Source organism: Gammaproteobacteria bacterium (assembly GCA_021647245.1).
Taxonomy (GTDB): Bacteria; Pseudomonadota; Gammaproteobacteria; order RBG-16-57-12; family RBG-16-57-12; genus JAFLJP01.
This window is the reverse complement of sequence record JAKIVC010000018.1, coordinates 14,233-30,680: the sequence shown is the minus strand read 5'-3', so window position 1 is coordinate 30,680 and position 16,448 is coordinate 14,233. Positions and strand designations below refer to the sequence as shown.

The 16,448-nt window shown below is 49.9% G+C and carries 15 protein-coding genes and 4 tRNA genes; 3 read left to right on the top strand and 16 right to left on the bottom strand.

Annotated elements, in window-relative coordinates; all coding sequences use genetic code 11:
• Positions 1-53: 53 nt before the first annotated feature.
• The 12 genes from rpoB to L3J94_06580 all read right to left on the bottom strand — a co-directional run bounded on the left by rpoB (position 54) and on the right by L3J94_06580 (position 9,350).
• On the bottom strand, positions 54-4,139 hold the full coding sequence (gene rpoB / locus L3J94_06635) for a DNA-directed RNA polymerase subunit beta (protein ID MCF6218423.1): 4,086 nt from the start codon (positions 4,137-4,139) through the stop codon (positions 54-56).
• 258 nt (positions 4,140-4,397) lie between these two features.
• Positions 4,398-4,772 (bottom strand): 50S ribosomal protein L7/L12, encoded by a 375-nt coding sequence (gene rplL / locus L3J94_06630; protein MCF6218422.1) that lies wholly within the window; start codon positions 4,770-4,772, stop codon positions 4,398-4,400.
• A gap of 56 nt (positions 4,773-4,828) precedes the next feature.
• On the bottom strand, positions 4,829-5,356 hold the full coding sequence (gene rplJ / locus L3J94_06625) for a 50S ribosomal protein L10 (GenBank protein MCF6218421.1): 528 nt from the start codon (positions 5,354-5,356) through the stop codon (positions 4,829-4,831).
• Positions 5,357-5,588: 232 nt separating this feature from the next.
• Positions 5,589-6,284: a 50S ribosomal protein L1 gene (gene rplA / locus L3J94_06620; GenBank protein MCF6218420.1), complete on the bottom strand. Its 696-nt coding sequence runs from the start codon at positions 6,282-6,284 to the stop codon at positions 5,589-5,591.
• Between the two features lie 3 nt (positions 6,285-6,287).
• Positions 6,288-6,719, bottom strand: coding sequence for a 50S ribosomal protein L11 (gene rplK / locus L3J94_06615; GenBank protein ID MCF6218419.1), 432 nt, complete (start codon positions 6,717-6,719; stop codon positions 6,288-6,290).
• Between the two features lie 59 nt (positions 6,720-6,778).
• Positions 6,779-7,312, bottom strand: a complete 534-nt coding sequence (gene nusG / locus L3J94_06610; protein MCF6218418.1) for a transcription termination/antitermination protein NusG — start codon at positions 7,310-7,312, stop codon at positions 6,779-6,781.
• A gap of 4 nt (positions 7,313-7,316) precedes the next feature.
• Positions 7,317-7,664: a preprotein translocase subunit SecE gene (gene secE, locus L3J94_06605; GenBank protein ID MCF6218417.1), complete on the bottom strand. Its 348-nt coding sequence runs from the start codon at positions 7,662-7,664 to the stop codon at positions 7,317-7,319.
• 30 nt (positions 7,665-7,694) lie between these two features.
• Positions 7,695-7,770, bottom strand: a tRNA-Trp gene (locus tag L3J94_06600).
• 48 nt (positions 7,771-7,818) lie between these two features.
• Positions 7,819-9,009, bottom strand: coding sequence for an elongation factor Tu (gene tuf / locus L3J94_06595; GenBank protein ID MCF6218416.1), 1,191 nt, complete (start codon positions 9,007-9,009; stop codon positions 7,819-7,821).
• A gap of 53 nt (positions 9,010-9,062) precedes the next feature.
• A tRNA-Thr gene (locus tag L3J94_06590) sits at positions 9,063-9,138 on the bottom strand.
• A gap of 27 nt (positions 9,139-9,165) precedes the next feature.
• Positions 9,166-9,239 (bottom strand) — tRNA-Gly (locus L3J94_06585).
• Between the two features lie 26 nt (positions 9,240-9,265).
• Positions 9,266-9,350: transfer RNA gene (locus L3J94_06580), tRNA-Tyr, on the bottom strand.
• 173 nt (positions 9,351-9,523) lie between these two features.
• On the opposite strand from L3J94_06580, the gene L3J94_06575 reads away from it, so the two are divergent.
• On the top strand, positions 9,524-11,041 hold the full coding sequence (locus L3J94_06575) for a fumarate hydratase (GenBank protein ID MCF6218415.1): 1,518 nt from the start codon (positions 9,524-9,526) through the stop codon (positions 11,039-11,041).
• 5 nt (positions 11,042-11,046) lie between these two features.
• Here the strand turns inward: L3J94_06575 and L3J94_06570 are convergent, their stop codons facing one another.
• Positions 11,047-11,364: a DUF4398 domain-containing protein gene (locus L3J94_06570; protein MCF6218414.1), complete on the bottom strand. Its 318-nt coding sequence runs from the start codon at positions 11,362-11,364 to the stop codon at positions 11,047-11,049.
• Positions 11,365-11,639: 275 nt separating this feature from the next.
• Between L3J94_06570 and wrbA the strand changes: the two genes are divergently transcribed.
• The gene (gene wrbA, locus L3J94_06565) at positions 11,640-12,233 is read left to right on the top strand and encodes an NAD(P)H:quinone oxidoreductase (GenBank protein MCF6218413.1); all 594 of its coding nucleotides are present in this window, start codon (positions 11,640-11,642) and stop codon (positions 12,231-12,233) included.
• Positions 12,234-12,235: 2 nt separating this feature from the next.
• Here wrbA and hda read toward each other — a convergent pair whose 3' ends face one another.
• From hda to L3J94_06550, 3 genes are all read right to left on the bottom strand, one after another.
• Complete coding sequence (gene hda, locus L3J94_06560) at positions 12,236-12,949, bottom strand: DnaA regulatory inactivator Hda (protein ID MCF6218412.1); 714 nt, start codon at positions 12,947-12,949, stop codon at positions 12,236-12,238.
• 6 nt (positions 12,950-12,955) lie between these two features.
• A complete protein-coding gene (locus L3J94_06555; GenBank protein MCF6218411.1) occupies positions 12,956-14,035 on the bottom strand; it encodes an AI-2E family transporter in 1,080 nt (359 codons plus the stop codon).
• A gap of 73 nt (positions 14,036-14,108) precedes the next feature.
• The gene (locus L3J94_06550) at positions 14,109-15,272 is read right to left on the bottom strand and encodes a DUF2066 domain-containing protein (protein ID MCF6218410.1); all 1,164 of its coding nucleotides are present in this window, start codon (positions 15,270-15,272) and stop codon (positions 14,109-14,111) included.
• Between the two features lie 119 nt (positions 15,273-15,391).
• On the opposite strand from L3J94_06550, the gene purM reads away from it, so the two are divergent.
• Positions 15,392-16,444 (top strand): phosphoribosylformylglycinamidine cyclo-ligase, encoded by a 1,053-nt coding sequence (purM, locus tag L3J94_06545; GenBank protein MCF6218409.1) that lies wholly within the window; start codon positions 15,392-15,394, stop codon positions 16,442-16,444.
• The last annotated feature ends 4 nt before the right edge of the window (positions 16,445-16,448 follow it).

Sequence of the window (16,448 nt, the reverse complement as noted above, 5' to 3'; positions counted from 1 at the left end):
ATTCTTTAATTCAGTCGGCGAAGCATCTTCACCGACTGGCGGGCAAAGGAGAGTTACTCCTGCTCTAGCTCAATATCAATGCCCAAGGCTCGAATCTCTTTGAGCAAGACATTAAACGACTCTGGCATGCCTGGCTCCATACGATGATCACCATCTACAATGTTTTTATACATCTTGGTTCGACCGTTAACATCATCTGATTTAACGGTGAGCATCTCTTGCAGAGTATAAGCTGCACCATATGCTTGCAGTGCCCATACCTCCATCTCACCAAATCTTTGACCACCAAACTGCGCCTTACCACCCAATGGCTGCTGCGTCACGAGACTATATGGCCCCGTTGAGCGGGCATGCATTTTGTCATCAACCAAATGGTTAAGTTTTAGCATATACATATAGCCAACGGTAACAGGACGGTCAAAGGCATCACCAGTACACCCATCGATCAGCATCGTTTGACCATCTTCTGGCAAACCCGCGAGGGACAGCATCTCCTTTATCTCAGTCTCGGTAGCCCCCTCAAAAACAGGCGTTGCCATCGGCACGCCGCCTTTTAGATTCTTAGCAAGCTCGATAACCTCATCATCAGACATGGCTGCAAATTCGCGTGACTGCTCCTCATTGGTGTAAACCTTAGAGAGGAACTCTCGAATCTCCTTGAGCATCGTCTCACGCTGCGCCTGAAGCATTTCAGTCAGCTTCTTGCCTAAACCGCGTGCCGCCCAGCCGAGGTGAGTTTCAAGAACCTGCCCCACATTCATACGTGACGGCACACCCAGTGGATTGAGGACAATATCAACTGTTTCACCTTCAGCGGTATGCGGCATATCTTCAACTGGAATAATATTTGAAATAACACCCTTGTTACCATGGCGACCTGCCATCTTATCGCCAGGCTGGATGCGACGCTTAACCGCCATGTAGACCTTGACCATTTTAAGCACGCCCGGCGCCAGGTCATCACCTGTCATGATTTTGCCGCGCTTCTCTTCATAGGCGGCGTCCAACTCTAAGCGAAGATCTTTTAGTTGAGCCGATACTTTTTCGAGCTGTTCAGTCGCCGCATCGTCTGAAAGACGGATTTCAAACCATTTTTCACGGGGTATTTCAGCTAAATTATCGGCGCTTATAATACCGCCAGACCTCAGCCCCAGTAGACCACCTTTTACTTTCTGGCCTATTAGCATTTTTTCAACACGAGAGTAGGCATCTCCCTCAACAATTCGGTACTTATCGTTCAAATCTTTTTTCACAGAGGCGAGTTGCGTCTCTTGAATTTGAACCGCTCGACTATCAAGCTCCACACCATCGCGAGTGAAAACTTGAACATCAATAACCGTACCAATTGTACCTGATGAAACGCGCAGCGAAGTATCCTTAACATCGGATGCTTTTTCACCGAAGATGGCACGCAACAGCTTCTCTTCCGGTGTCAGCTGGGTTTCTCCTTTTGGCGTCACCTTGCCAACCAGAATATCGCCCGGTTTAACTTCAGCACCGATATACACAATACCTGACTCATCAAGCTTAGAGAGTGCGCCTTCACCAACATTTGGAATATCCGCTGAGATCTCTTCTGGCCCCAGCTTTGTGTCACGTGCGACACAGGTCAGCTCTTCTATATGAATTGTGGTGTAGCGATCTTCTTCAACTACGCGCTCTGAAATAAGGATCGAATCCTCAAAGTTATAACCATTCCACGGCATGAACGCCACTAGCATATTTTGGCCGAGCGCTAACTCACCCAAGTCAGTAGAGGGGCCGTCAGCCAGCACGTCACCAACCGCAATCACATCACCCGACTTAACGAGTGGCCGCTGATTAACACAGGTATTTTGATTGGAACGCACGTATTTAGTCAGGTTGTAGATATCAACCCCTGACTCACCTGCAATCGTCTCATCATCATTTACTCGCACCACAATACGCGCGGCATCCACGGAGTCGACAGTGCCGCCACGTTTGGCAACCGCAGTAACGCCCGAGTCGGTGGCTACAACGCGCTCCATACCGGTACCTACCAGCGGCTTGTCAGCCCGAAGTGTAGGCACTGCCTGGCGCTGCATGTTAGACCCCATCAGCGCACGATTTGCGTCATCGTGCTCCAGGAAGGGGATAATTGATGCGGCAACCGACACAATTTGCTTCGGTGAGACATCCATGTACTGAACCCGATCAGGGGTCAGCAGTGCAAATTCATTCTCATGACGCGCTGAAACCAGCTCATCAATCAACATATTGTTATCATCAACCTCTGCACTTGCCTGGGCAATTACAAAGTTAGACTCTTCAATGGCAGAGAGGTAATCAATATCATCCGTCACCTTGCCGTCAATAACTTTGCGGTAGGGCGTTTCAAGGAAACCGTAATTATTGGTACGTGCGTAGACCGCAAGGGAGTTAATCAAACCGATATTTGGGCCTTCCGGCGTTTCGATAGGACAGACTCGACCATAATGCGTTGGATGAACATCACGCACTTCAAAGCCAGCACGCTCTCGGGTCAGACCACCCGGGCCGAGTGCCGATACGCGACGTTTGTGGGTCACCTCAGAGAGGGGGTTATTCTGATCCATAAACTGCGAGAGCTGGCTCGAACCAAAGAACTCCTTAACGGCTGCGGAGACTGGCTTAGCATTGATCAGCTCCTGAGGCATCATGCTCTCAGTCTCTGAAAGACTCAGGCGCTCTTTAACCGCACGCTCAACACGAACCAGACCGGCGCGAAATTGATTTTCAATCATCTCACCAACGCTACGAATACGGCGATTACCCAGGTGGTCGATATCATCGACTACACCACGACCATCACGAATGCTGATCAAGGTCTTTAGAACATGGACAATGTCATCTTTCGAAAGCGTACCCGGCCCAACAATCTCTTCGTAACCGACCCGGCGGTTGAACTTCATACGACCTACAACAGAGAGGTCATAGCGCTCCTCATTGAAGAAAAGATTTGCAAACAGGTTCTCAGCGGCGTCTTTGGTCGGTGGCTCACCTGGACGCATCATTCGATAAATCTCAACCAACGCCTCTAGCGGCGTTGTTGTGGCATCAAGGCGCATAGTCTCTGAAATATATGGGCCGTGATCCAGATCATTGATGTAAAGCGAGTTGATCTCAGCAACACCGGCATCCACTAATTTGGCGAGCAGCTCTTCTGTGATTTCATCATTAGCATTCGCCAGTACTTCGCCTGTCGACTCATCAATAATATTATTAGCAATCACTTTCCCGATCAGATACTCACGGGGAACATCTAACGCGGTCACTTTATCATCAGCAAGCTGCTTGATAACACGGCTCGTAATTCGGCGGCCTTTTTCAACATATACCTCATCGCCCGCCTTTATATCAAACATTGCCGTCTCGCCACGAAGACGCTCTGGCACTAAATCAAGCGTGAAGGTGCCGTCTTTAACTACTCGAAAGTAGTTATTATCGAAGAACATATCCAGAATTTGCTCATTATCAAATCCCAACGCCCGCAACATGATGGTCGCGGGTAATTTACGTCGGCGATCTATACGAACAAAAACATTATCTTTTGGATCAAATTCAAACTCGAGCCATGAACCACGATAAGGGATCACCACCGTGTTATACAACAGCTTGCCTGATGAGTGAGTCTTCCCTTTGTCATGGTCAAAGAACACCCCAGGGGAGCGATGCAACTGAGAAACAATCACTCGTTCAGTTCCATTTATCACAAACGTACCGGTATCTGTCATGAGTGGAATTTCACCCATGTAGATCTCCTGTTCTTTCACATCCTTGATAACAACTGAGCCAGCAGGAGCATCTCTGTCATTGATAACCAAGCGAACTTTTACTCGCAAGGGCGCTGAGTAGGTCGTACCTCGCAGCCGACACTCTTTCACATCGAAGGAGGGCTTCCCCAAACGATAATCAGCATACTCAAGAGCTGCGTTACCCGAGTAGCTCTTGATTGGAAAAATAGATTTAAATGCAGCATGCAAACCACGCTCATGTCGATCCGCCGCAGATATCCCAGCCTGCAAGAAATCACGATAAGAGTTCTTCTGGATTGCCAACAGATATGGCACACCTAGAATACTAGGGCGCTTACCAAAGTCCTTACGTATACGTTTCTTCTCAGTAAATGAGTAAGCCATCAATGATCCTCAGCTAGTCACCTGGCCTGCATTAAGTGCAGTCAGGCCGTAAACCCACTCCAGCCCGGTAAGACTGGAAAAACGGAAAGCACAAAAGGCCGGCAAGCCAATATCACTAGCCAACCAGCACATTCCATTCATTAAATATGTCCCATTTACAAAAACGAAAATCGCTTCAAAGGGAAAGTTGCGCACATAGTAACGCACCCTGCCTCAAATGGATATAGCCCACCGAAACAGAGTGCGAAAAAAGCTAAGTTACTTCAGCTCTACAGAAGCACCGGCCTCTTCCAGAACCTTCTTAACTTCTTCAGCTTCATCCTTAGAAACCGCTTCTTTCACTGCTTTAGGTGCACTTTCTGCAAGTGCTTTCGCTTCCTTCAGACCAAGACCTGTAAGAGCACGAACTGCCTTAATAACGGCAACCTTGTTAGCGCCAAAGCTTGTCATAACAACATCAAACTCAGTCTGCTCAGCAACAGCGCCAGCAGCATCAGCAGGCGCAGCGATTGCTACGGCAGCAGCTGCAGCTGAAACGCCAAATTTCTCTTCCATTGCCTCAACCAGCTCAACAACTTCCATTACTGACATGCTAGCAATAGTTTCTAGGATATCGTCTTTAGATACGGCCATAATGTTAACTCCAAAAAAATTCAAATCTGTTTATGCAATTAAAGACAAGGTGGTCTTTAAGCTGACTGCTTCTGGTCACGAACAGCGGCAACACAACGAGTAACCTTGGTAGGAATTTCGTTTAGTGTACGCGCCAATTTCTCGACTGGCTGCAGCATGCATGACATCAGCATACTGATAGCCTGATCCTTGGTTGGCATCTTCGCGAGGCGATCAATGTCACCTGCATCCAGCATTTTACCACCAACGGAAACTAGGCGAACCACCAGCTTTTTGTTTTCTTTGGTAAAATCCGAGATGACTCGCGCCGCTGCGCCTGGATCCTCTTGCGAGAACGCCAGAACCAATGGACCCGTTAGACCTTCCTGCATGCACTCAAAATCAGTACCCTCTACGGCGCGACGCGCTAGAGAATTTTTGATCACACGAAGGTAAACGCCTGCTTCACGCGATTTAACACGCAATTCAGTCATTTGGCCTACAGTCAGCCCTCGATACTCTGCTGCAACGGCAGAAAGCGCCGTTGCAGCAACCTCGCTTACTTCAGCTACAATAGCTTTTTTAGCTTCGATATTGAGAGCCATTAATTTACTCCTAGCAAGATTAGCCAACTCATCCTACGTAACTAACCATTTGCCCTAATAGGCATCAAAATGATACCCAACCTGTACGGCGAGCAGACAGATATTCTGACTGGGCACACCATCTACGCACGCTGGCTTTCGCCAATTAAACCCGAAGGTACCTACGGTCTTTGACGATCGTTATTCCATTAACGACCCAAAGTATTTTCAAAAATCGGAACAGCAGGCTAACTCAAAGATCGAGTGATGATTTCTCAACCAATACACCAGCTCCCATCGTGGTAGAGAGCGTGATCTTTTTAAGATAAATTCCCTTGGCACTACTCGGCTTCATTTTCTGAAGATCTGACAGCAATGCCACCAGATTTTCACGCAGAGCCGCGCCTTCAAATGAGATCTTACCAATCGTGCAATGGATAATGCCATTTTTATCTGTGCGATATCGAACCTGACCTGCTTTTGCATTTTTAACTGCACCAGCAACATCCGGCGTCACCGTGCCGACTTTTGGGTTCGGCATTAATCCACGCGGGCCTAGTATTTGCCCCAACTGACCAACGACACGCATTGCGTCTGGACTTGCGATGACAACATCAAAATCCATATTACCCTTCTTGATCTCATCTGCCAGATCGTCAAAGCCAACAATATCAGCACCCGCCTCTTTTGCAGCGTCAGCATTTGCGCCTTGGGCAAATACCGCAACACGCACTACTTTGCCCGTACCATTCGGCAGAACGGTTGAGCTACGAACTGTTTGGTCAGACTTACGAGAGTCCACACCAAGATTAACAGCAACATCAACGGACTCTACAAACTTCGCCGCAGGAGTACTCTTAAGCAACTCAATCGCCTCATCGATGCCGTAGAATGAGCCCGCCTTGATTTTTTCATTAATCGCTTGCTTGCGCTTAGAAAGCTTGGCCATAACTTAAACTCCTTCCACTTCAATACCCATGGAGCGGGCAGTACCTGCAATTGTACGGACAGCCGCATCCATGTCAGCCGCCGTCAAGTCAGGCTCTTTTGCTTTTGCGATCTCTTCTAGCTGATCGCGCGTCACCGTACCAATCTTATCGCGATTAGGCACGCCTGAACCGCTCTTAACACCGAGCGCTTTTTTCAACAAAAACGATGCTGGCGGTGTTTTGGTTTCAAAAGTAAAGCTGCGATCATTGTATACCGTGATCACAACGGGAATCGGCATGCCTGCTTCAAAGCCCTGAGTTTTTGCGTTGAACGCCTTACAAAACTCCATGATGTTAACACCATGCTGACCTAACGCCGGGCCGACAGGCGGACTGGGGTTTGCTTTTCCTGCAGCGACCTGCAGTTTGATATAACCGGTGACTTTCTTAGCCATGGATAACTCCTAAACAGTGGGTTCAAACGCTTCTCAGCTCCCCGTAACAAAACGCTTTATCAGGCTTTTTCAACCTGACCAAAACCAAGTTCAACAGGTGTCGAGCGGCCAAAAATTGTCACTTCAACACGCATGCGAGACTTGTCGTAATCGATCTCTTCAACAACACCGTTAAAGTCATTGAATGGGCCATCAGTGATGCGCACAAGCTCACCCACCTCAAACAATACTTTGGGCCGTGGCTTCTCTGCACCCTCTTCCACCCGGTGAAGAATCATCTGAGCCTCTTTTTCAGATATCGGTGTTGGGCGATCGCCCGTACCACCAATAAAGCCCAAAACGCGAGGCACCTCTTTCACCAGGTGCCAGCTGGCATCGTCCATATCCATCTGAATAAGCACATAACCTGGGAAAAATTTTCGGTCACTTTTGCGCTTCTGCCCGTCACGCATTTCAACAACTTCTTCAGTTGGAACAAGAACCTGGCCAAACTGATCTTCCAAACCTTTACGTGCAATGCGCTCCTCTATGGAGCGCTTAACCTGATTTTCGAAACCAGAAAAGGCATGCACAACATACCAACGCATAGCCATATTACTAGCCCCCTTGACCTGTTAGCAACTGAACCGCCCACAACAGGAGCATATCCAAAAGCCACAACATAATGCCAACAATAATAACCATCACCAGCACAATACCGGTGGTTTGCAGAGTCTCTTTCCGAGTAGGCCAAACGACCTTGCGTACTTCAATACGCGCCTCTTTCGCAAACATCAACGCAGCGCGCCCCTGAACAGATTGCGAAGCAACACCCAATGAGGCCGCTGCAAACCCAACCATTCCAAGCACACGCATCCACTGTGCGGAGTCTTCAAACATATAAAAAACCGCAACCCCAGCAACAAATATCATTACTGCGAGCGCTAGCTTTAGCTTCTCTGCCATGATTTATAACCCAGTGTTATAAAAAGAAAATGGCAGGCCAGGAGGGAATCGAACCCCCAACCTGCGGTTTTGGAGACCGCTGCTCTGCCAATTGAGCTACTGGCCTAAAATTTTAGAAGCCAAGCAATACTTGGCTTCCGGTCGTGAATGGCTGCTATTCAATAATCTTAGCAACAACGCCCGCACCAACGGTACGACCACCTTCACGGATTGCAAAACGCAGGCCGTCTTCCATTGCGATGGGAGCGATCAGCGATACCGTCATCTGCACGTTATCACCTGGCATCACCATCTCCACACCCTCTGGCAGATCACACGCACCGGTTACATCAGTGGTACGAAAATAGAACTGCGGACGATAGCCGTTAAAAAACGGGGTATGTCGACCACCTTCATCTTTGCTTAGCACATAGACTTCGGCTTCAAACTTAGTGTGGGGGTTAATTGAACCGGGCTGACACAGCACCTGACCGCGCTCAACATCTTCGCGCTTGGTACCCCGTAGCAATAGGCCAACATTATCGCCCGCACGCCCCTCATCAAGCAGTTTGCGGAACATTTCAACACCGGTACAGATCGTTTTAACGGTCTCTTTGATGCCAACAATTTCAACTTCCTCACCTACCTTGACGATACCCCGCTCAATACGACCCGTGACAACAGTGCCACGACCAGAGATTGAGAAAACATCTTCAACCGGCATCAGGAATGCGCCATCAATCGCCCGCTCAGGCTCTGGAATATAGCTATCCATCGCGTCAACCAGTTTAATAATCGCCGGCACACCAATATCGGACTGGTCACCTTCCAATGCTTTCAATGCTGAACCGATGATTACCGGTGTATCATCACCCGGGAATTCATACTTATCCAAAAGCTCACGCACTTCCATCTCAACCAGCTCAAGCAGCTCGTCATCATCAACCATGTCCGCTTTGTTCAGAAACACGACAATATAAGGAACACCTACCTGGCGCGAGAGCAGTATGTGCTCACGGGTTTGTGGCATTGGGCCGTCTGCCGCCGAACAAACCAGAATCGCACCATCCATCTGCGCGGCACCGGTGATCATGTTTTTCACATAATCAGCATGGCCCGGGCAATCAACGTGTGCGTAGTGACGTACATCTGATTCATATTCAACATGTGCCGTAGCAATAGTGATACCACGGGCACGCTCTTCAGGTGCACCATCTATCTGGTCGTAAGCTTTAAACTCACCACCATGCTTTTCAGCCATACATTTGGTGATTGCCGCAGTCAGCGTGGTTTTACCGTGGTCAACATGACCGATGGTACCAACATTAACATGTGGCTTGGTGCGTTCAAATTTTTCCTTGGACATCTGCGGATCCCCTAAGCTGATTAGTGAATGATAAATATTAAAAACAAAAAACGTGGAGCCCATAACCGGAATTGAACCGGTGACCTCATCCTTACCAAGGATGTGCTCTACCGACTGAGCTATATGGGCCTAAATCTTTTTGAGCACAATCAAAAATGGAGCGGATGGTGGGAATCGAACCCACGCCATCAGCTTGGAAGGCTGAGGTTCTACCATTGAACTACACCCGCAATTACCTTTACGCCCACCTAAAATATGGTGGAGGGGGAAGGATTCGAACCTTCGAAGGCTGAGCCAGCAGATTTACAGTCTGCCCCCTTTGGCCACTCGGGAACCCCTCCAAGTGCTGCGCATTCTGATCGAGATGATTCCACATGTCAACACCCAATATGTTAATTTGACCTACACCCCTGTGCACTGCCCTCTAGCATGCTATAAAGTAACCACTTATCAACGCCCAAAACAACAGAACCGAACGCCGCTTTTCCATATAATAACAGGGGAGACTTTATCTGTGGCACACATCAAAAACCACGACCTAATCCAGAGCATTGCCGATGCCTTTCAGTATATCTCATACTATCATCCCCAGGATTTTATCGATGCAATGCACAACGCCTACATCAGCGAAAAATCACCCGCAGCGAAAGAGGCTATTGCTCAAATCCTCATCAATTCAAAGATGTGTGCCGAGGGTAAGCGGCCCATCTGTCAGGACACAGGGACAGCGGTTGTCTTTATAAAGGTCGGCATGAATGTCTCGTGGGATGGCGACCGATCGATTGCTGATTTAGTCAATGAAGGGGTTCGCCGTGCATATACTAACGCCAACAACCCACTACGCGCCTCGATTGTCTCGCCACCCTCAGGCTCGCGCATCAACACCCATGACAACACGCCCGCCATCATTCACTACGAAGTTGTTACTGGCGACACCGTTGAGATTATCTGCGCTGCCAAGGGAGGCGGGTCCGAAAACAAGGCACGCTTCACTATATTGAACCCAACTGACAACCTAACCGATTGGATTTTAGAGACCCTGCCCACACTTGGCGCCGGCTGGTGCCCCCCGGGAATTCTTGGTGTTGGCATTGGCGGCACACCCGAAAAGGCGATGCTAATGGCAAAGGAGTCGCTGATGGCCCCGATTGACATCCATGAACTACAAAGCAGGGGAGCGCAAAATCAAACTGAGGCGCTCCGGCTCGCTTTGCACGAAAAGATCAATAACCTCGGAATTGGCGCGCAGGGGCTAGGCGGCATAACCACGGTGCTTGATGTCAAAATCATGGAGTTTCCCTGCCATGCGGCATCACTCCCTGTCGCCATCATTCCAAACTGCGCTGCCACTCGCCACATTCACTTCACACTTGATGGACGCGGCCCCGCAAAGCTAATACCACCCCGCTTGAGTGACTGGCCCACCATTAGCCACTCCAATGAGATGCATTCGCAGCACATCGACCTCAACACCCTCACCCATGAGCAGACAAAAAGCTGGCGTCCCGGCGATACATTGCTGCTTTCAGGGACAATTTTAACCGCTCGTGATGCCGCCCATAAAAGACTGGTAGAGCTCATAGCCGATGGGTCTGGCATACCGGAAAGTGTCGAGCTGGCCAATCGCTTTATCTATTACGTTGGCCCTGTTGACCCCGTCAAAGGTGAAGCCGTCGGCCCGGCTGGGCCGACCACATCAACACGCATGGACAAATTTACCGATGTCATGCTCGATAGCACCGGGATTCTTGGCATGATAGGGAAGGCAGAGCGCGGCCCCAATACAATCGCCTCAATCAAACAGCACCAGTCGGTCTATTTAATTGCAACAGGAGGAGCCGCCTACTTGATATCGAAGTCCATTCGTTCAGCCAAAGTTGTCGCCTTTGCTGAGCTGGGTATGGAGGCAATTTATGAGTTTGAGGTAGTCGATATGCCAGTGACCGTGGCGGTTGATTCAAGCGGTGCGTCGATACACCAAAGTGGCCCAAAAGAGTGGAAGGTTAAGATAGAAGCCATGAAGAAACACTAAGTGACTCAACGCACATCGACTATCTCCTGCTGAGATTTAAGCGCGGCATCACGCGCCAAAATAGCATCTTCCCTGGCCGAGTTGTACCAGCGACGCTGCAACTTCAGCTCGGCTGATTTTAGGTGATCTTCCGCCAGCTCCAGCAGCTTACTTTGCTGGACATCAACACCCGATGTTTTTGCTGCTTGCACGGCCTGCCGGGCATCACTCATCTCTTGAATGGGTGCCGCCGCACACGCAAATAGAGCAAAAAAACAGCAGAAAACCAACCCGTAAGTTGCGATATTTTTAGCTAAAAAAAGGCTTTTTCGCTTAAATATCACCACCACCACTCCCTTTACCCATAACAGTGTGTGGAAACTAGCACTCCACCTATAAGGCTGTCAAGAGAGCATCCGTCAGCCTATCACTTGTGAGAGAAAATTTTGCGCAAACCCAGCCAAGGTCGGCCTAACCCGAATTGTTAACTAACCGGTGCAAAATCACGTAGCATGTTGCCTTTACAGAGAGACTCATGAAAAACCGCCATACCAGTAGTTGGCAATACTCGCTGTGGAGTCAATAAACAAGTGAGCTTGTGTATTTAGAGGAGACATCAATGGCTGATATTTTAGTTCTATATTATAGTCGTCACGGCGCTACCGCAGAGTTAGCTCAACATATTGCACGGGGTGTTGACGATGTATCGGAGATGAACGCACGAGTACGCACCGTTCCAGCGGTGAGTACTGTTTGCGAAAAGAGCCAGGATGATATTCCGGACTCAGGCCCTCTTTATGTTGAAAAACAAGATTTAATTGAGTGCCAAGGATTGATTCTCGGCGGCCCTACCCGCTTTGGAAATATGCCCGCCGCCATGAAATATTTTCTGGATGGAACCAGCGATCTATGGCTAAACGGAACACTTGCGGGCAAGCCTGCCGCACTCTTCACATCCAGCTCAACCCTACACGGTGGGCAAGAGAGCACACTATTATCAATGATGCTGCCACTCATGCATCACGGCATGATCGTTGTCGGGCTGCCGTTCAGTGAGGCGGACCTCAGAAACACCCGCAGCGGTGGAACCCCCTATGGCGCAAGCCGGGTAACGGGTGCCGATGGAGGACAGCCGCTCAGTGATGAAGAGCGCCGCCTTGCGGCAGCACTTGGTAAACGAGTGGCGGCTATTGCCAAGCAGCTTGCGCTGTAATTTTATGCTTTACGCTCTTTTTCTAAAAATGACCGAACGAAAGGAATAGTCAACTTACGCTTTGCAGCCAGTGAGGCTTGATCGAGGCGATCAAAGAGCTCAAACAGCATGTCTACGCTACGCGGGGCACGCTTAAGCAGGTAGTTTAATACCTCTTCTGGCAGTGCAAAACCCCGAAAAGTTGCCCGCTGCTGCAACGCATACCCTTTCTGCTCATCGTCCAGACATTGCAGGCGGTATATAAGCCCATGGGTCAACCGTGACACTAGGTCTGGTAAATGGAAGTTCAATGATGAAGGTGTGCCGCTGGCGGTAATAACCAGGCGCCCTCCCTGCATCTGGATTCGATTGTATAGGTGAAAAATCGCCTCTTCCCACTCGGCACTACCCACAATCGATTCCACATCATCAAGACAAACCAGGCTTATCGATTCCAGCCCCGAGAGGATATCGCAAGAGAGGCCAGGCGCATCCCTTAGCGGAAGGTAAACTGTTGCACCGCCTGCAGAGCCTGCCTCATGACACAGCGCTTGCAACAGGTGACTCTTACCTGAGCCCACCCCTCCCCACAGAAACACAAAACCCGGCTCCGCTTGCCGCGCCAGCAGCATCAACGCCTGTAGTGCTTCTTGATTATCACCCGGGTAAAAATTGGCAAAACTTGCATTATCTTTTAATTGAACACCCAGGGTGAGTTGGTCAGCCATTGAGTTCATCAGCATCTACTGCCCATAAATTCGGCTACGCAGATAGCGCTCGTGCATATGCCGCAACACAACCATCAGCACCGCAGCTACGGGAAGTGCGAGTAAAATACCAAAAAAACCAAATAGCTGCCCGCCCGCCATCACTGCAAAAATAACGGCCACCGGATGCAAGCCAATTCGGTCACCTACCAGCTTCGGTGTTAAAACAAAGCTTTCCAGCAACTGCCCAACACCAAAAACAGCCACCACCGCCAACAACACACCAAACTCCTGGAACTGGAGATAAGCGGCCACCGTCGCTAAGCCTGCGCCAACAATAAAACCAAGGTAGGGCACAAAGCTAACCAGCCCGGCGATCACGCCAATCAACAGTGAAAACTCCAGCCCCACCAACCACAAGCCCGCTGAGTAGACCGTCGCCAACGCCAGCATAACCAATAGCTGGCCTCGCAGGAAAGCGCTCAACACGACATCTGACTCAACGATCAGCTTTACCGCATCACCCTCCCACGAGCGGGGAATCAGCTCGCGCAAACGGCCAATAAAAAAATCCCAGTCACGCAGCAGGTAAAACGTCACCACCGGGATCAAAATAAGGTTTGCCAGCCACGCCAGCATCATCAAGCCAGAGCTAAAAACAGAACCCACGAAAGCCTTTGCAAAGCCACCTGCCTGTTGCCAGCGTTCAACTATTAAGGTTTTAACGGTGGCCAAATTAAAAAGATCAGGGTCAAGACCCAGCTTTGCAACTACCGCAGGCATCCAGTGCTGCTGAAGATATTCCAGATAGTGAGGCAGCTTAGCAAGCAAGGTCACGAGCTGCTGCTGCAATAAGGGTAAAAATACCAGTAAAACCAGAAGGCAGGCCGACAGTATGCCCATAAAAACAGCTGAAACGCCTGCCGCCCGTGGTACCCCCCGTGCCTCCAAGCGGTCCACCAATGGATCACCCATATAGGCGAAAAATGCCGAAACAACAAATGGTGTCAATATGGGAGAGAACAGGTAGAGCAATCCACCCGCTGCCAGCAACGCCAAAAGTAATACCACCCGGTCAATACTGCTCAAGGGTGGGTGTTTATCTGCGGATGACATAATATGTAATACCTGATGTTAGCCCGGATATTTTATGAGTTATCCGGGTGTGTATCACCTCAGCCGCGCCCGACTATGGGCTCAACTGATAGTGCCGTTCAATTTCACTTTCAAATGGATCGCTGCCACTCACTAGGGGGTGTAACTGCCGCCCCAAGGCCAGCAGCCGCTCAACTACCCCGCGATCACCCAGCGCCTCCAGTTCAACCAGCAGTGTTCCTTCTGAGGCCTCTTTGACAAAGACACTCTTCACAACATCGAGACTGGAGAGATATTCAGTCACCCGCGCATAGGCTGCCAAATCAGTCACGCCATGAACTCGCAGCACAATTTTGTTTTTTTGATTAACATCCAAGTACTGGGCAAAACGCTCCCCCAACTGATCCAGCAGTAGATTAAGGCCCTCCTCAAGGCCTGCTTCTAGTCCGGCTGACTCTTGGTAAATCACAGAAGATTGATCATCACCTAGCAACCGCCACTGAGTCCGCCAGACCGTCTCATTCAATTGGTGTAAACGGCCAACCGCTATCTTGTCCGGTTGGTAGCGCTTAGAGGCTTCAAGAACAGGCTCCTCAAATCCACCCATAAGATCACCCACTGCAATGCTCTGTTGATCCTGAAAATCGAGTAACGGCAGCCACAATGGAACCCCCCGCTGCTGAGATATTTTCACTACTTGGGACTGAAGCTCAGGCAGCAACTCCCCCCCCAGCAGAATACGCTCACCCGACTGTTCTATAACTAACCACAACAGCAGTGCGGGGCGCTCCTTGCCCCAAATGGGCAGTGCGGCATCCATTAGCGCCTGATTCACTGTCGACTCACCAAAGCGGACCCATAACAAATAGGGTTCAGGTGGTACGGCGACGGCGTCTGCTTCACCAGCTAACTGATCATCATCTGAACGGTTGGATGATGTCCAGCCCAGAGCCGTAGGAGCTGTTAACGCATCCTGATACTTGCGCCACTCCGGGTTAACCTTGAATCGAAACTGCTGTGTAAAGCGAGAAGCTTTGCGTGACAACGCTTTAACCACATCGGGATCGAGCTGGTGCTGCCCAACCACCTTAATTAAAACCTGTTGAAATGCCAGCGGCAACACACGGCTACGCTCACTATCTGTTTGCCTTGCCACCGGCACCTCTGCCTCATAAAGCCCCTCTACAGTGGCGGCCTGCACTCCACTGTAGAATAATCCACACCATAACAACGAAAAAAGGTAAAATAGTCGATTCATGAGGTGCACGCTAAGCAAGCTTGGCACGCAAGTCAAGTGATAGCACCCCACACAGGGTAATTCGCAGCCGTGGGGGCAACCCACTCCCCTTGTAATCAAGAATCTTCAGGAGTCCTTGAGTGAACGACAAATCCACACCCAACCCGTCACTAAACTACCGCAATGCGGGCGTTGATATTGATGCAGGCAGCCGTCTGGTAGAGCGCATTAAACCGATTGTCGCAAAAACCCAGCGCCCCGAGGTGATCGGTGGATTAGGTGGCTTTGGCGCGCTATTTGAAATTCCACTGGATCGCTATAAGAAGCCCGTTTTGGTCTCGGGCACCGATGGCGTTGGCACCAAGCTCAAGCTGGCGATGGAGATGAAAAAACATGACACCATCGGCATCGACCTGGTGGCAATGTGTGTCAATGACCTCATCGTTCAAGGTGCCGAGCCACTCTTCTTCCTCGATTACTATGCCACGGGCAAGCTCGACGTAGACAATGGCGTCGACATTGTTAAAGGCATTGCAGAAGGGTGCCTGCAATCAGGAGCCGCACTGATTGGCGGTGAGACCGCTGAAATGCCCGGCATGTACCAAGGCGAAGATTATGATCTGGCCGGTTTTTGCGTCGGCATTGTCGAAAAAGATGATGCCATTGATGGCAGCAAAGTCAAAGCAGGCGACACGCTGATTGGCATCGCCTCGAGCGGCCCACACTCCAACGGCTACTCTCTGATACGCAAAATCATCGCCGTTAGCGGTGCCTCATTGAGCGATACCTTTGGTGACAGCACCCTGGGGGATGCGCTGCTCACGCCGACACGCATCTACATCAAGCCACTGTTAGCCCTATTTAAAGAGGTTGATGTGCACGCACTCTCCCACATCACCGGCGGCGGCTTGCTGGAAAATATTCCCCGTGTTTTACCTGAAAATTGCGCCGCAAAACTGGATGCAAACAGCTTATCACTACCCGCCATATTTCAGTGGTTGCAAGAGAAGGGCAATATCGAACTGAATGAGATGTTTCGCACCTTCAACTGCGGCGTTGGCATGGTGATTTGCCTCCCCAAAGAGCAAGCCAGTAAAGCAGTGGAGTTGCTCAATCAATACGGTGAAAAGGCGTGGACGCTGGGTGAAATCATCACCATAGAAGCGGGCGCTGAGCAGGTCATCATCGAGTAACCCT

What these genes read in the sequence shown, in the direction of transcription:
- rpoB (MCF6218423.1), bottom strand. Translation starts at nt 4,139, where the DNA reads ATGGCTTACTCATTTACTGAGAAGAAACGTATACGTAAGGACTTTGGT.
- rplL (MCF6218422.1), bottom strand. Translation starts at nt 4,772, where the DNA reads ATGGCCGTATCTAAAGACGATATCCTAGAAACTATTGCTAGCATGTCA.
- rplJ (MCF6218421.1), bottom strand. Translation starts at nt 5,356, where the DNA reads ATGGCTCTCAATATCGAAGCTAAAAAAGCTATTGTAGCTGAAGTAAGC.
- rplA (MCF6218420.1), bottom strand. Translation starts at nt 6,284, where the DNA reads ATGGCCAAGCTTTCTAAGCGCAAGCAAGCGATTAATGAAAAAATCAAG.
- rplK (MCF6218419.1), bottom strand. Translation starts at nt 6,719, where the DNA reads ATGGCTAAGAAAGTCACCGGTTATATCAAACTGCAGGTCGCTGCAGGA.
- nusG (MCF6218418.1), bottom strand. Translation starts at nt 7,312, where the DNA reads ATGGCTATGCGTTGGTATGTTGTGCATGCCTTTTCTGGTTTCGAAAAT.
- secE (MCF6218417.1), bottom strand. Translation starts at nt 7,664, where the DNA reads ATGGCAGAGAAGCTAAAGCTAGCGCTCGCAGTAATGATATTTGTTGCT.
- tuf (MCF6218416.1), bottom strand. Translation starts at nt 9,009, where the DNA reads ATGTCCAAGGAAAAATTTGAACGCACCAAGCCACATGTTAATGTTGGT.
- wrbA (MCF6218413.1), top strand. Translation starts at nt 11,640, where the DNA reads ATGGCTGATATTTTAGTTCTATATTATAGTCGTCACGGCGCTACCGCA.
- hda (MCF6218412.1), bottom strand. Translation starts at nt 12,949, where the DNA reads ATGAACTCAATGGCTGACCAACTCACCCTGGGTGTTCAATTAAAAGAT.
- L3J94_06555 (MCF6218411.1), bottom strand. Translation starts at nt 14,035, where the DNA reads ATGTCATCCGCAGATAAACACCCACCCTTGAGCAGTATTGACCGGGTG.
- L3J94_06550 (MCF6218410.1), bottom strand. Translation starts at nt 15,272, where the DNA reads ATGAATCGACTATTTTACCTTTTTTCGTTGTTATGGTGTGGATTATTC.